Below are 15,022 nucleotides of genomic sequence, written 5' to 3'. Positions count from 1 at the left end.
CAAGATTATCGGGCGCCCGTGTGAACCCGGGGTGAAGTTGACCTTCGGGTGACAGGCCTGCAACGCCTTTGCGACAAAACTTCGTTGTCCAGACCGACAACTTCCAGCCAAACCCGGTACACCACCATGACCACCACCCAGTTCCAGGTTCGCAAAGACCAGCTTGCCACCACCCGCTTCGTGGACCTGCCCGATGAGCCCTTGGCCGATGGGGCGGTGCGGGTGCGCATCGCGCACTTCGCCTACACATCCAACAACATCACCTACGCCGCGTTTGGCGAGGCCATGCAGTACTGGCAGTTTTTCCCCGTGGCGCCTGATGCCGACGGCACCGCCTGGGGCTGCATACCGGTGTGGGGCTTTGGCGAGGTGGTGGATTCCCATGCGGAGGGCGTGGCGGTGGGGGAGCGGTTGTACGGCTACTGGCCCATGGCCACGCACGCGGTGTTGCAGCCGGTGCGCATGTCGCCCACGGGCTTTGCCGACGGCGCGCCGCACCGCAGCACACTGCACGCGGTGTACAACCAGTACCTGCGGTGCGCAAGCGATGCTTTCTACAACGCCGACAGCGAAGCCGTGCAGGCGCTGCTGCGCCCGCTGTTTCTCACCGCCTGGCTCATTGACGACTTCTTGGCCGACAACGCCTTTTTCGGTACCACGCAGGCCGGCCAGCGGGGCGTGATGCTGCTTTCGTCGGCCAGCAGCAAAACCGCCTTCGCCACGGCCGCACAGCTCGCCCGGCGCACCGGTATCGAGGTGGTGGGGCTCACATCGCCGGGCAACGTGGCGTTTTGCGAGAGCCTGGGCATTTACCACCGGGTGCTGACCTACGACCAGCTGGACCAGCTGCCCGCCGACACGCCCGGTGTGTACGTGGACTTTGCCGGCAACGGCGCGCTGCGCAAAGCCATTCACACCCGGTTCACCGCGCTGGCCTACAGCTGCTCCATTGGCGGCACGCATGTGAGCGCGTTGGCCAGTGGGCGCGACTTGCCTGGGCCGCGCCCGGTGCTGTTTTTTGCACCAGCGCAGGTGAAGAAGCGCGTGCAGGACTGGGGACCGGCCGAATTCAACCAGCGTCTGGTGTCGGCCTGGCATGCGTTCAGAGCCCAGGTGAGCGACCCGGCCGCCCCCTGGCTGGTGGTGCAGACCCACAACGGCGCAGACGCGGTGCGCGCCGCCCACGCGCTGGTGTTGGGTGGTCGCTCCGATGCCCGGCTGGGGCATGTGCTGTCGTTGTCAGACTGACGCACTGGGGTCAGGCACCGTTTCCCAAACCAGCATTCCCAGGGCGTATTTCAAGAAGGACAACGACGCGCGCACCGGCAGTCAGGGCGATGATGTCTTTCGCGACACGGACGAAGCGGGCATCGAAATCGTTTTGATCATGTTTGACATGACCTGGCCTCTCAGTGCTTTTTCAGTTGGCCGCCCACACCACCCGGCCTTGTGTCACCCCCCATTCGGGGTTCGCCTGCAACCGTGCCAGCACCGCTTCAGCGTCTTCGCGGGTGGCCAACTGATTGATCCGAACCTCGTGCCGACCGTTGTTGGACACCATCACGGCCGGATATCCGGCAGTCTGAAGGCGCAGGCGCAGCGCGACCGCTTCGGACACGCGGGTCCGCACCCCCGCGACCGTACGCCAGCGACCGCCTTGCAGCAAAATGCCACTGCCTTGTTTCATCTCGGCTTGACCGATGAACTTGGCCAGTTGGTCGGGTGTGGCTTGGCCAGCGGGTTGCTCTGGTTGACCGGTGAAAACAACCCAGAATGCACCAGGTTTGTCCAAAACGATCTCGGGTTTGGCGTCGCGTACAACCGCGACGCTGCCGTCAAATACACACACCGCATCGTGCTCAGCGTCGGTCATGCTCCAGAAATCCGTGCCACGAATGCCCAAGGTGGCTGTGGCCATCTGGAGGTTCAGCTCGCGCTTGTAACCCAGTGCTTTGCTGGTGTAGTCGGTGGCGTAGCGGAACACGCCTGTGATCAGGCGCAAGCTGGACGTGATGCTGGACGGCTCCCCGCGCGGTTGCCTGACCGCCATGGCATCAATCTGGAGTTGGGTTTTTTCGCCCAGCTTGATCACCGAACGATCTTGCAAGCGCAGCAGCATGCGCGCGCCGTCGGCCGTGATGGCCTTGTCGTTGTCTCTGAGCTGTTGGCCCGGTTGGGCTGCGCTGCGCTGACCCTGGCGTTCTACCCAGGCGGGCAGTTGCACAGCTTCGACCACCGTGTTGGCCGCCGCAGCTTGCGTGGCCTGACCCAGACCACCCACACAGGCGATCAGCATCAAAGCCCGAAGATACCGGGCCAGTCGTGTCCGGTAAAAACCTTGTCTGTGCTGGCTGATGGAATGCGTGTGCTTTACCGATGGGGTGTATGGGTCTGTGTACATGCATGTACCTCGTTAAAAGAAGCCAACAGATGAGGGGTTTATCGGCACGCTTTCGTCGCACTTGTATTGCGCAGGTTGCCAAAAAGCCGGGTCAGCCTATCATTTGAAAACTTTAAAACCCATTGTTTTGTGTGTTTTTGTTGAAGTAAATCACGATTTGCCTTTTTGTATGGGGATGCGAATGTCTTCGTCTGGCATGCCCCATCGGGTTGGTGTTCTATTCACGGGTTCTGTTGACAGATCGCCCGAGCTTGCGTTTCACTGAGGCATGCGTCGCTTTCATTGGACAAGGAGCAGCACATGGACCGCCGTATGTTTGTTGAGCGTTGTGCTTTGGGCTCGGGCCCGTTGTCTGCTGTTTTGGCTGGCAGTGCCTGGGCAGCAGACGCCAAGCCCCGTTCTTACGGCCGGGTGTTGCTCACCGATGAGCTGGGTCAGCCCATCAAGGCCTCGCGCCTGCGGGCGCAGACCAACTATGTTTTCCATTACCCGTTTGAAGCCACGCCGGTGTTTTTGCTGGATCTGGGCAAACCGGCGCTGGCCACCAGCCTGCGCACGCGCGACCAGCAGGCTTACCAGTGGCCCGGTGGTGTGGGTCCTGCGCGCAGTCTGGTGGCGTTTTCAGCCATTTGCGCGCACAAGCTGGTGTACCCCACCAAAGACCTGAGTTTCATCAGCTTTCGCAAAGGTGCGGCGGTCAATCCCAAGACACCCAGCAAAGGCAGCGACCTGATTCACTGCTGTGCCGACCACAGCCAGTACGACCCGGCGCGCGGCGCTCAGGTGCTGGGGGGCCCAGCCGAACAGCCGCTGTGTGCCGTGCTGCTGGAGCACGACCCGAAGGCCGACACCCTCACCGCGACCGGCACGCTGGGCGGTGAGCTGTTTGACGACTTTTTCAAGAAATACGAAATGAAGCTGAGCCTGGAGGTGGGCCCCCGCGCCAGGCAGGCAGTGGCTGGGCGCAGCATGGTGCGGGAGCTGGACAGCTTCTGCCGCAACGCCGTGCGCTGCTGAGCCCGCGCGTTCAGCGGCTCACAGACGGGCAAGCCGCTTGAGCGCTTCGCGCAGCGTGTCGTCTTTTTTGGCGAAACAAAAACGCACCACCTTCTGGTCAAAACCGTTGCCGTAAAACGCCGACAGCGGAATGGCCGCCACACCCATCTCGCGCGTGAGCCACTGGCAAAAGTCGGCCTCGGGCAGATCGCGCTCGGGCACGGCCAGGTCGGAGATGTCCACACACTGAAAGTAGGTGCCGGCGCCCGGCAGCAGCTTGAAGCGGGTGCTGGCCAGGCCGTCGCGAAACAGGTCGCGTTTGCGCTGGTAAAAGGCCGGCAGGTTCAGGTAGGGCGCGGGGTCGGCCATGTAGGCGGCCAGCGCATGCTGCATGGGCGTGTTCACCGTGAACACGTTGAACTGGTGCACCTTGCGAAACTCGGCGGTGAGTGCGGCGGGCGCCACCACGGTGCCCACTTTCCAGCCGGTGACATGGTAGGTCTTGCCAAAGCTGCTGATGATGAAGGCGCGCGCCGCCAGCCCGGGAAAACGCGCCGCACTCTGGTGCTGCTGGCCGTCAAACACCATGTGCTCGTACACCTCGTCGCTGATCAGCAGCACGTTGGTGGGCGCCAGCAGGTCTTGCAGCTGCAGCATGTCGGCCTCGCTCCACACCTGGCCGCTGGGGTTGTGCGGGCTGTTGATGATGAGGGCACGGGTGCGCGGGGTGATGGCCGCGCTGATGCGGTCAAAGTCGGGCCGGAAACTGCCCGGTGTGAGCGGCACGCGCACCACCACGCCGCCAGCGAGTTCGATGTTGGGCACATAACTGTCGTAGCAAGGCTCCAGCACGATCACTTCGTCACCGGGGTGCACCACCGCCAGGATGGTGGTGAGGATGGCTTGTGTGGCACCTGCTGTGACGGTGATTTCCGTATTCGGGTCGCAGACCCAGCCGTAGAGCGCCTGCATTTTCGCGGCCATGGCCTGGCGCAAGGCAGGCACACCGGGCATGGGCGGGTACTGGTTGTGGCCAGCCTGCATGGCTCGGGTGACCGCATCCACCAGCGCCGGGTCGCAGTCAAAGTCCGGGAATCCCTGGCCCAGGTTGACCGCGCCTGTCTCAGTCGCCAGCGCCGACATGACGGTGAAGATGGTGGTGCCCACATGGGGCAGGCGCGAGGTGAGGGCGGGGGTGTGTAGAACTGGAGAAGGCATGTCAATGTCCGGATATCTGGGGAGTTGCGACCGGAGGGGTGTCAAAGCTCATAGTCGTCCGGCGTGCCGCTCATGGCGCGCAGGATCGATTCGCGGTTCAGGCGGTCGCTCAGCAGCTCAGCAAAGCGCAACACGAAATGGCGCAGGTAAGTACCGCGCTTGAACGCCACGCGGGCCAGGTTGTGGCCAAACAATTGGGCGGCGGGGCGGGCCACCAGATCGGGTGTCTGGTTGTCGCCCTGCATCGCCATTTCAGCCACGATGCCCACGCCCATGCCCAGCTTCACATAGGTTTTGATCACGTCCGAGTCGATGGCTTCGAGCACCACGTTCGGTTGCAAATGGCGCAGGGCAAAGGCCTGGTCAATGCGGGTGCGGCCGGTGAAGCTCGGGTGGTAGGTGATCAGCGGCACCTGGGCCAGGTCTTCCAGGGTGATGCGTTCACGCGCCAGCAACGGGTGGTCAAACGGGAGCACGAGCACGTGTTGCCATTCGTAGCAGGGCAGGGTGACCAGCTCGGGGTAGTTCACCAGCGACTCGGTGGCCACGCCGATTTCGGCCACTTCTTCCATCAGCATTTTGGCCACCTGGTCGGGTGAACCCTGGTGCAGGCTGATGCCGACCTTGGGGTAGGCATGGCGCAGCGCGGCCACCGGCCCGGGCAACACATAGCGGGCCTGGGTGTGGGTGGTGGCAATGGACAGCGTGCCGGTGTCTTGCGCGGAATATTGCTCGCCAATGCGCTTGAGGTTGTTCACCTCGCGCAAGATGATGTCAATGCTTTTGAGCACCTGGGCGCCGGGTTCGGTCACGCGTTTGATGCGTTTGCCGTGGCGGGCAAAGATCTCGATGCCGAGTTCGTCTTCCAGTTCGATGATGGCCTTGGACACCCCGGGCTGCGAGGTGTGCAGCGCTTTGGCCGCCTCGGTCAGGTTCAGGTTGCGGCGCACCGCTTCCTGCACAAAACGGAACTGGTGCAGGTTCATGGCTGCGCTTCAAGGGCGATGGTGGCGAGCAGCGCGGTCAGGCGGGGGTCTTCGCCCGCGGCGGGCAACTGCTCAAACCGCACCTCGGGGTGGGCCTGGGCCAGTTCGGCCATGAGCACCGGCAGGTCTTCGCGGGCGTGCTTGCCCATGCCAAAAAACAGCGGCAGCACACGCACCCGGCTCACGCCCTGCACCACCAACTGGCGCGCAGCGGTGACCATGTCGGGCTCGCACAGCTCCAGGTAAGCACACGACACGGGCACAGCGGGGTCGCTGCGCTCAATCTCGCGGGCCACCGATTCCACCGGCAAACGCCACAACGGGTCGCGCGAACCGTGGGCAAAAACAATCACACCAAGCATGTTGAACCTACCGTCGAAGCACCAGCCAGCCAAAGGCGCCCAGTGAAAAAACCGAATAAATGAGGGACGGCGACGCCGCAGCCAGCCAGGGTTGCCACTGGTTGAGATTGCCGATGTAGCCGAAAACGTTGTTGAGCAGGAAAAAACTGATGCCGATCAGCACCCCGCCAAACACATAGCCGGTGATGCCGCCCGAACGGAAATGCAGGTAGGCAAAGGGCAGGGCCAGTACCACCATCACCAGGCAGCTCAGGGGGTAAAACACCTTGCGCCAGAACTCGATTTCGTAGCGCTGGGCCGTCTGCCCGTTGGCTTCCAGGTGGCGAATGTAGGCGAAGAGGTCGGCGGTGCGCATGCGCTCGGGCTTGAGCAAGGCCACCGAGACCATTTCGGTACTGATGCTGCTGGGCCAGCGAAAGCGTTCCATGGCCGTGCGGGTGATGCGCGCCGAGGCCAGGCCGGCCGTATCAAATTCACGCCGCTCCACTTGGAGCAAAGTCCAGGACTCATCGGTTTCGATCTGCCCGGCTTTGGCCTGCAAGGTGGAGACCAGAAAACCCTGGTTGTCGAACTCGAAAATGCGCACATCGCCCAGCCCGCCCTGCGGCGACAAGGAACCCACATTGACCGAAAAGTTGCTGTAGGCCTGCCGCTCTTTGAGCCAGGCGCCGGTTTGCCCCAGGCTGATGCGGCCCTGGTAGCTCGCCTTGAGCAATTGCGCGGTTTTGTCGGCCAGCGGGGCCACATAGTCACCGATGGCAAACGTCAGGACCACAAAGACGGTACCCAGCCCCAGCAAGGTGCGCAGTGCGCGCCAAGGCCCCAGGCCGCTGGTGCGCAAAATGGTGTATTCCGAACCTTGGGCCAGGCGCGCCAGCACAAACACCGAGCCAATCAGCACCGCAATGGGCATGAGTTCGTACACCCGACTCGGCATGAGCAACACCACGTACAGCAGCGCGTGGCGAATCTCGTAGACCATGGTGGCGTCCAGTGGCGACACCCGGCCCAGCGCGGGCAATTCGTCCACGAAGTCAAAGAAGAAAAACAGCGACAGAAACGCCAGAAGGACAAAGCCCACGGCGACAAAAATTTCCCCGTAAATCAGGCGGCGAATGGTTTTCATGCCTGGGCCTCCCAGGCCGATTTGCCCTTGTTGCGCCAGGCATGCAGCCAGTCGCGCAAAGTGAGGTTGTTGTGGCGCTTGGCCAGCCACAGCAGCGCCAGCACAAACACCACACCGTGCAGCAGCACCATGAAAGTGCCCAGGCTCACCAAGCCCTTGGCGACCCAGCTTTGCCCCAGATTGAGCAGGTTGTAATAAAACACGAAGGCGAACAAGGTGAAAAACAGATTGCCTCCGCGCCCGGCGCGCGGATTGCCCGCGGTGGTGGCCAGTGCGATGAGCACGAAATTGAAGGCTGTCAAGGCCATGCCGACGCGCCAGCCCAGCTCACCCAGGTTCGCCCGGTTGGGGTCGCGAATCAGGTCCCAGCTCGGTCGGGCTTTCAGCCCTTGCACACCGCCGACCACCGCAGCGCTTTCGCCCACCTGGGTGCCGTACTCCTCAAATTCGCTCACGCGCAGACTGCTTTGATCGGCAGCAATTTCAAGTCGCTGTCCGTTGTTCAGCATCAGCATCTGTTGCTCGTCGATCCATTCAATGCGGCCCGAGCGGGCCGAGGTGATGGTTTCGCGGCCATCGTCGTCCATGCTGGAGATGAAAATGTTGCGGCCTTCGGTGCCGTCAGCGGTGTCTTTGTCAATAAAGAACACGCGGCGTCCGCTGGACGATTCCTGGAACTGCCCGGGTGCGATACGTTCCAGGTCGCCACGGCGCTGGAAGCGGTTGCGCAAATCCTCGGTTTGCTGGTTGGCCCAGGGCCAGACAAAAAACACCATCAACGTGATGACCAGCAAGATCGGCCAGGCAAACCGCATCACCGGACCCATAAAGCCCCCCAGCGAGCGCCCGCTGGCAAACCAAATGATCATTTCGCTGTCGCGGTACATGCGCGAGAGCGTGAACACGATGGCAATGAAGAGGGCCAGCGTCAGGATGGTGGGCATGCGCCCCAGCACCGTGTAGCCCAGCACCAACATGATTTCTTCGGGGTTGACACTCCCACGCGAAGCCAGGCCCAGCGTGCGAATCAGCAGCATGGTCAGCACGATGGTGAACAGCACCACCAGCGTGGCCCCGAAGCTGCGAGCCAGCTCTTTGCGAATGGAAGAATGGAATAACATCGAATGACAACAGGAAAACGCAATTATGGACTTCGAACTTAAATCCCTTTCGCCCGAACAAGCCGCCGCACTGGCGGTAGATGCCTTGCTGGTGCTGGTGCCCGACGCCCTGTCGACCACCCCGTTGGCCGGTGCCTTGGCCACCCTCACCTCAGAGGCGGCCAGCAAGGGAGATCTGGAAACCGGTCTGGGCAAAACGCTGTCGTGTTACCGGGTGCCCGGCATCAGGGCAAGCCGCGTGGTGCTGGTGCGTGCCGGTAACGGCTCGGGCAGCGCAGTGCGCAAGGCCGTCACGGCGGGGTTGGCCTCGCTCAAGCAGCCCAACATCAAGCAACTGGGCCTGGTGTTGAGCCTGCTGGACGACAGCAACGACGCGGTCAGTGCGGCGGTGCAAGCTTGCGCAGACGCCAGCTACACCTACACCACCACCAAGCCGTCGGCCAAAGCACGCGCTTTGCAGGAGGTGGTGGTGGCGGTGGCCGATGCGTCTGCGGTTCAAGCCGCTTTTGACACCGGCAAGGCCATGGTCACCGGCGTCGAGTTCGCCAAAGAATGGGCCAACCGGCCGGCCAACCACGCCACACCCAGCATGCTGGCCGATGCCGCGCGCAAGCTCGGGCGCAAGCCCAGCATCAAGACCGAGGTGCTGGGCCCCAAAGAAGTGGCCGCCCTGGGCATGGGGGCTTTCATGTCCGTGGCGCGCGGTTCGGTGGAGCCCCTGCGCTTCATCGTCATGCACTACACCGGTGCGTCCAAGTCCAGCGCGCCGGTGGTGCTGGTGGGCAAGGGCATCACGTTCGACACAGGCGGCATCTCCATCAAGCCTGCCCCTGAAATGGACGAAATGAAGTACGACATGGGTGGCGCGGCCAGCGTGCTCGGCACCTTTGCTGCTCTGGCCGAACTGCAGCCCGCCATCAACGTGGTGGGGCTTATCCCCAGCTGCGAAAACATGCCCGACGGCCAGGCAGTGAAGCCCGGCGACGTGGTCACCAGCATGAGCGGCCAGACCATTGAAATTCTCAACACCGATGCCGAAGGTCGCCTGATTTTGTGTGACGCGCTCACCTACGCGGCGCGCTTCAAACCCCGCAGCGTGGTGGATATTGCCACCCTCACCGGCGCCTGCGTGATCGCGCTGGGCGCTGTGCGCTCGGGCCTGTTTTCTGCGCATGACGAGATTGCCGCAGCACTGCAACAAGCCGGTGAAAGTGCCATGGACCCTTGCTGGCGCATGCCCCTGGACGACGAGTACGCCGAGGGTCTCAAGTCCAACTTTGCCGACATGGGCAATGTGGCCGGGCGCGCGGGCGGATCCATCACGGCCGCCAAGTTTTTGCAGAAGTTCACCGCCGATCTGCCATGGGCGCACCTGGACATAGCCGGCACCGCCTGGAAAAGCGGTGCCGCCAAAGGCTCCACCGGTCGACCCGTGCCGCTCCTGTTGCAATACCTGCTGGACGAGGCAGCCCGGCCTGCGCCTGTGGCCTTTGCTGAGCCCAAGAAAGCCAGCAAACGCGCACGCAAGGCCTGACGGGTTGGCAAGGTTGATGCACCCAACATGACCGAGGTGGCTTTTCATTTCAATGCGCCCAACAAGCAAAGCTACGCGTGCCGCTTGTTGCGCAAGGGGTACCTGAAAGGAGCCCGGCTTGTGGTGCGAGTCGATGCCCAGGCGCTGTCTTCACTGGACACCGCGTTGTGGACCTTTGCCCAGGGCGAATTCATTCCACATGGCTGCGAGGGTGATGCGCCGACGGTGCTGAGGCGCTCGCCCATTTTGCTGTACAGCGAACTCCCCGAAAACCTGGACGCCACCGCATCTGCTGTTCTGGTCAACCTGTGTGCGAGTTTGCCACCCGGTTACGAGCGTTTTGGGCGGGTGATCGAAGTGGTTACGCAAGACGAAGACGATCGTTTGCACGCCCGAGCGCGTTGGCGGGCCTACAAACAACACGGGATTGAGCCTGTGCGACACGACCTCCATCTCGCGTCTCAGGAATGACTTTGTCTTTTTGTACACCCGGGCAGCCTGGTGACTTTTGCCTGCAAGATATGCGCAGTTCTAATGAAACATTCATTGGTGTGATAGGCCTGCGTGCAAACCCTTGAACGGCGAACTAGTTCATCACGCGGGTCGAAATACCTTGGATTTTTAGAGTATCTTTATGAGTGTGGAGAAAAAAGTTCCCTCCGCGTTCCAACTTTCATTCCTTTCCGAGGATATCTATGCAACTGAACATGAAACTGGCCGTGATTGCCGCGGCTGTCGCTTTGGCCGCTTGCGGCAAAAAAGAAGAGGCTGCACCTGCTGCTGCTCCTGCCGCAGCGCCTGCCGCAGCTCAGGTCATCAAGATTGGTCACGTCGGTCCCACCAGTGGTGGCATTGCTCACCTTGGCAAGGACAACGAAAACGGCGCCAAGATGGCCATTGAAGAGCTGAACGCAGCCGGTCTGATGATTGACGGCAAGGCCACCACGTTTGAACTGCTGGCCGAAGACGATGCTGGCGATCCGAAGCAAGGCACCGCTGCCGCCACCAAACTGGTGGACGCCAAAGTCGCAGGCGTGATCGGCCACCTGAACTCGGGCACCACCATTCCCGCTTCGCAGATTTACAACGATGCTGGCATTCCCCAGATCTCCCCATCGGCCACCAACCCCAAGTACACCCGCCAGGGCTACGCAGGCGTGTTCCGCATGGTGGCTGACGACGTGCACCTGGGCGGTACGCTGGGCAAGTACGCTGTCGAGACCCTGGCCGCCAAAACGGTGGCCGTCATCGACGACCGCACCGCTTACGGGCAGGGCGTTGCTGACGAGTTTGAAAAAGGCGTGATTGCTGCCGGTGGCACCGTGGTGGGTCGTGAATTCACCAACGACAAAGCCACCGATTTCAACGCCATTCTGACCACCCTGAAGGCCAAGAAGCCTGATGTGGTGTTCTTCGGCGGTATGGACGCCGTGGCCGGCCCAATGCTCAAGCAAATGAAGGCGCTCGGCATCAACGCCAAGTTCATGGGCGGTGACGGCATCTGCTCCAGCGAGCTGCCCAAGCTGGCCGGTGACGGCATGGCCGACGACCAGGTCTACTGTGCGGAAGCCGGTGGTGTTGAAGGCGAGCAGAAAGCTGGCATGGACAAGTTCCGTGAAGACTTCAAGGCCAAGTTTGGCGCTGACGTGCAGGTGTACGCCCCCTACGTCTACGACGCTGTGAAAGTCATGGCCAACGCCATGGTGACCGCCAATTCGGCTGATCCAGCCAAGTACCTGCCGGCCCTGAAAGCCACGGACTACAAAGGCGTGACCGGCAATATCGCTTTTGACGAAAAAGGCGATATCAAGAACGGCGCCCTGACGCTGATGACCTACAAGGCCGGTGCGCGCACCACCTTGGCTGTGATTCGCTGATAGCGTTGCTTCTGCCGTCGGAGCCGTCCAGGCTCTGACAAAAAAACAAAAAAACCACCGAAAGGTGGTTTTTTGCTTTGGGCCGTTCCATTTGCACCGAGGGCCGCCAAGGTGATCGTCGCCAGCATACGGCATCCGATTTTCAGGGTTTGTCCTAGGTCGTTCGACAGCCGATTGACAGCACCGAAAAGCAAGATGCGTGTGTCCATTCAACAAGGAGACAAGCATGCGTCGCGATACCTTTCTGAAATCCCTGGCCGCTCTGGCCGCCGCTGGTGCCCTGCCCAATGCAGCCTGGGCCAATGCCAACCTGAAAATGATGATTCCGGCCAACCCGGGTGGCGGTTGGGACAGCACCGGCCGCGCGCTGGGCAACGCGCTGCGCGAAGCGGGCGTGGCGTCTTCGGTGACCTTTGAAAACAAGGGTGGGGCTGCTGGCGCCATTGGTTTGGCGCAGTTCTACAACGCCAGCAAAGGCGATCCGAACGCGTTGATGGTCATGGGTGCGGTCATGTTGGGCGGCATCATCACGGGCAAACCACCGGTGTCGGTGACGCAGCTCACGCCCATTGCGCGTTTGACGACCGAGTACAACGTGTTCGTGTTGCCGGCCAACTCCCCCTTCAAGACCATGAAGGACGTGGTGGAGCAGCTCAAGAAGGACCCGGGCAGCATCAAATGGGGCGGTGGCTCGCGCGGGTCCACCGAGCACATTGCCGCGGCACAGATTGCGCAGTCGGCGGGTGTTCCCGCTTCCAAGATCAACTACGTGCCGTTCCGGGGCGGTGGTGAAGCCACAGCAGCCATTTTGGGTGGCAACGTCACCGTGGGTGGCAGCGGCTACAGCGAATTCCAGCAGTACATCGAAACCGGCAAGATGCGAGCGATCGCGGTCACGTCGGGCCAGCGCGTGAAAGGTATTGACGTGCCGACGCTGAAAGAGCAGGGCATTGATGTGGAAATTGGCAACTGGCGCGGTGTGTACGGCGCGCCAGGCATCACCCAGGCCCAGCGCGACGCGCTGACCGCCATGGTGGTCAAGGCCACACAGACCAAGGCCTGGTCCGAGTCGCTGGCCAAGAACGGCTGGACGCCCGCTTTGCTCAGTGGCAAAGCGTTTGACGAGTTCGTGGACCGCGACTTCTCGTCGTTGCGCGCCACCATGGTGCGCGCTGGCATGGTTTAAAGGTTCACCACCGGTCGCGTCCTGCAACGGGGCGCGGCGCTTTTTCTGCTGTGCACCCTGGCGGGTGTGCAGCGACTCTTTTCTGGATCGCCGTATGGACACCGCTCACACCCCATCCCAACCCAATACCCCCCCTGTTGACCATTCACGGGGGCAGCTGCTCATGGGCGTGGGCGCTCTTCTGGTGGCCGGTGTGCTGGCCTATGGTGCTGTGGCCATACCCGCCGATGCCGGCTACGCCGGCGTGGGCCCCAACTTTTTACCCTGGGTGGTGAGCGCGGCCATGGCCGTCTGCGGCGTGTTGCTGGTGTGGGAAGCCCGCACCGGTGGCTTCCGCCAGATGCCCGAACCGTCGGGCGCTGCACGCGGCGACTGGCGTGCACTGGCCTGGGTGTCTGCTGGCATTTTGCTCAATGCCTCGCTGATCACCACCATCGGTTTTGTGCTCAGTTGTGCGCTGTGTTTTGTCTTGGCGGTTCGGGGGTTGCGCGCCAGCGAAGGCAAGCCCATCGGTGATGCACGGCAGACCTTAAAAGACGCGGTCACCGGCATGTTGATCTCGGCCCCAGTGTTTTGGCTATTCACCAAGTTGCTGGCGGTGAACCTGCCCGGCCTGACCGCCACCGGCTGGCTGTGAGCAGACCGAAGCCAGAAAACAAGGACACACCATGATGGATATTCTGAATCAACTGCTGGGCGGCTTTGCCACCGCTGGCACCCCCATCAACCTGCTGTGGGCGCTGGCTGGTTGTGCGCTGGGCACCGCCATTGGCGTGCTGCCCGGCTTGGGCCCTGCTGTTACGGTGGCCATGCTGCTGCCCATCACCGGGCAGGTGGAGCCCACGGCTTCCATGATTTTTTTCGCGGGCATTTACTACGGCGCCATGTACGGTGGCTCCACCACCTCCATTTTGCTCAACACCCCGGGCGAAACCGGCACCATGGTGACCGCGCTCGAAGGCTTCAAGATGGCCAAAAGCGGGCGCGCCGGGGCGGCGCTGGCGTCATCGGCCATTGGTTCGTTTGTGGCCGGCACCATCGCCACCATTTTGGTGACGCTGTTCGCGCCGGTGTTGGCACAGTTCGCTGTCAAGCTCGGGCCACCCGAATACTTCTGCCTGATGCTGCTGGCCTTCACCACCGTGAGTGCGGTGCTGGGCCAGAGCACCTTGCGTGGACTCACAGCGCTGTTTTTTGGTTTGGCACTGGGCCTCATTGGCATGGACCAGATCACGGCGCAGGTGCGCTACACCGGCGGCGTGCTGGAATTCATGGATGGCATTGAGGTGGTGCTGGTGGCGGTGGGCCTGTTTGCCGTGGCCGAGGCGTTGTACAACGCCTTGTACGAAGGCCGCAGCGAGCCCAGCATGAACAAAATGAACCGGGTGCACATGACCCGCAGCGAATGGCGCCGTTCATGGCCCGCGTGGCTGCGCGGCACCGCCATCGGTTTTCCGTTTGGCACCATTCCGGCTGGCGGCTCAGAGATTCCCACCTTCCTGAGCTACGCCACCGAGCGCAAGCTGGCCAGCGCTGAGCACAAAAAAGAGTTTGGCACCACCGGCGCCATTGAAGGCGTGGCCGGCCCGGAGGCTGCCAACAACTCGGCTGTCACCGCCACGCTGGTGCCACTGCTCACGCTGGGTATTCCCACGTCGGTGACCGCAGCCATTTTGCTCAGCGCCTTGCAAAACTACGGCATCAACGCAGGCCCACAGCTGTTCGAAACATCGTCTGGCCTGGTGTGGGCGCTGATCGCCTCGCTCTACATCGGCAACGTGATGCTGCTGGTGCTGAACCTGCCCATGGTGGGTCTGTGGGTCAAGTTGCTGAAGATCCCGCGTCCGCAGCTCTACGCCGGCATTCTGATTTTTGCCACCGTCGGTGTGTACGGCATGCGCCAGAGCGCCTTCGACCTGTTTCTCATGTACGGCCTGGGTCTGTTGGGTGTGGTGATGCGCCGTTACGACTTTCCCACCGCACCTGTCATCGTTGGCCTCATTCTGGGCCCCATGGCCGAAGCGCAGATGCGCAACGCCTTGTCGATTGGTGAAGGCAGCTGGATGGTGTTTGTGCAGCGCCCCATGTCGGCCACGCTGCTGGTTGTCGTGGCCTTGGTGCTGATCACACCACGTGTGCTGGCCTGGCACCGCAGGGCATAAAGAAAGCCCCCACGCTCCGCCGCTGCGCGGGTCGCTGCCCCCCGAGGGGGTGC

General features: G+C 62.1%; 14 protein-coding genes. 8 read left to right on the top strand and 6 right to left on the bottom strand.

The genetic code is table 11. The features are described from left to right. Positions 1-126: 126 nt before the first annotated feature. Complete coding sequence (locus Q7J58_RS09090) at positions 127-1,248, top strand: DUF2855 family protein (protein ID WP_304826489.1); 1,122 nt, start codon at positions 127-129, stop codon at positions 1,246-1,248. A 172-nt stretch (positions 1,249-1,420) separates the two neighbouring features. On the opposite strand, the gene Q7J58_RS09085 is transcribed toward Q7J58_RS09090, so the two are convergent. Further along, on the bottom strand, positions 1,421-2,401 hold the full coding sequence (locus tag Q7J58_RS09085) for a FecR family protein (RefSeq protein ID WP_304826486.1): 981 nt from the start codon (positions 2,399-2,401) through the stop codon (positions 1,421-1,423). 300 nt (positions 2,402-2,701) lie between these two features. On the opposite strand from Q7J58_RS09085, the gene Q7J58_RS09080 reads away from it, so the two are divergent. Further along, positions 2,702-3,418, top strand: coding sequence for a (2Fe-2S)-binding protein (locus Q7J58_RS09080; protein WP_304826483.1), 717 nt, complete (start codon positions 2,702-2,704; stop codon positions 3,416-3,418). An 18-nt stretch (positions 3,419-3,436) separates the two neighbouring features. On the opposite strand, the gene Q7J58_RS09075 is transcribed toward Q7J58_RS09080, so the two are convergent. Genes Q7J58_RS09075 through lptF form a run of 5 tightly spaced genes read right to left on the bottom strand, consistent with a single transcriptional unit; the run spans position 3,437 to position 8,210 of the window. Next, positions 3,437-4,615 (bottom strand): pyridoxal phosphate-dependent aminotransferase, encoded by a 1,179-nt coding sequence (locus tag Q7J58_RS09075; RefSeq protein ID WP_304826481.1) that lies wholly within the window; start codon positions 4,613-4,615, stop codon positions 3,437-3,439. Positions 4,616-4,656: 41 nt separating this feature from the next. Next, positions 4,657-5,601, bottom strand: a complete 945-nt coding sequence (locus tag Q7J58_RS09070) for a CysB family HTH-type transcriptional regulator (RefSeq protein ID WP_304826478.1) — start codon at positions 5,599-5,601, stop codon at positions 4,657-4,659. After that, positions 5,598-5,963, bottom strand: a complete 366-nt coding sequence (locus Q7J58_RS09065; RefSeq protein ID WP_304826475.1) for a CbiX/SirB N-terminal domain-containing protein — start codon at positions 5,961-5,963, stop codon at positions 5,598-5,600. Before Q7J58_RS09065 ends, Q7J58_RS09070 begins: the two co-directional genes overlap by 4 nt. Positions 5,964-5,970: 7 nt before the next feature. Further along, entirely contained in the window at positions 5,971-7,089 is a 1,119-nt protein-coding gene (gene lptG / locus Q7J58_RS09060) for an LPS export ABC transporter permease LptG (protein WP_304826472.1), read from the bottom strand. Continuing rightward, positions 7,086-8,210 (bottom strand): LPS export ABC transporter permease LptF, encoded by a 1,125-nt coding sequence (gene lptF / locus Q7J58_RS09055; RefSeq protein ID WP_304826469.1) that lies wholly within the window; start codon positions 8,208-8,210, stop codon positions 7,086-7,088. The genes lptG and lptF overlap by 4 nt, the downstream gene beginning before the upstream one ends. A gap of 25 nt (positions 8,211-8,235) precedes the next feature. Here lptF and Q7J58_RS09050 point away from each other — a divergent pair, with 25 nt between their 5' ends. The 6 genes from Q7J58_RS09050 to Q7J58_RS09025 all read left to right on the top strand — a co-directional run bounded on the left by Q7J58_RS09050 (position 8,236) and on the right by Q7J58_RS09025 (position 14,969). Next, a complete protein-coding gene (locus Q7J58_RS09050; RefSeq protein ID WP_304826466.1) occupies positions 8,236-9,744 on the top strand; it encodes a leucyl aminopeptidase in 1,509 nt (502 codons plus the stop codon). Positions 9,745-9,771: 27 nt separating this feature from the next. After that, positions 9,772-10,215, top strand: coding sequence for a DNA polymerase III subunit chi (locus tag Q7J58_RS09045; RefSeq protein ID WP_304826465.1), 444 nt, complete (start codon positions 9,772-9,774; stop codon positions 10,213-10,215). Positions 10,216-10,439: 224 nt separating this feature from the next. Continuing rightward, complete coding sequence (locus Q7J58_RS09040) at positions 10,440-11,621, top strand: branched-chain amino acid ABC transporter substrate-binding protein (RefSeq protein WP_304826462.1); 1,182 nt, start codon at positions 10,440-10,442, stop codon at positions 11,619-11,621. Between the two features lie 226 nt (positions 11,622-11,847). Further along, complete coding sequence (locus Q7J58_RS09035; RefSeq protein WP_304826459.1) at positions 11,848-12,807, top strand: tripartite tricarboxylate transporter substrate-binding protein; 960 nt, start codon at positions 11,848-11,850, stop codon at positions 12,805-12,807. A gap of 94 nt (positions 12,808-12,901) precedes the next feature. Then, a complete protein-coding gene (locus tag Q7J58_RS09030) occupies positions 12,902-13,444 on the top strand; it encodes a tripartite tricarboxylate transporter TctB family protein (RefSeq protein WP_304826456.1) in 543 nt (180 codons plus the stop codon). 34 nt (positions 13,445-13,478) lie between these two features. Further along, complete coding sequence (locus Q7J58_RS09025) at positions 13,479-14,969, top strand: tripartite tricarboxylate transporter permease (RefSeq protein ID WP_304826530.1); 1,491 nt, start codon at positions 13,479-13,481, stop codon at positions 14,967-14,969. Positions 14,970-15,022 lie beyond the last annotated feature (53 nt).

Source organism: Hydrogenophaga sp., from assembly GCF_030656115.1.
Taxonomy (GTDB): domain Bacteria; phylum Pseudomonadota; class Gammaproteobacteria; order Burkholderiales; family Burkholderiaceae_C; genus Hydrogenophaga.
The sequence above is the reverse complement of the archived record's forward strand: the minus strand, read 5'-3'. Positions and strand labels throughout refer to the sequence as shown.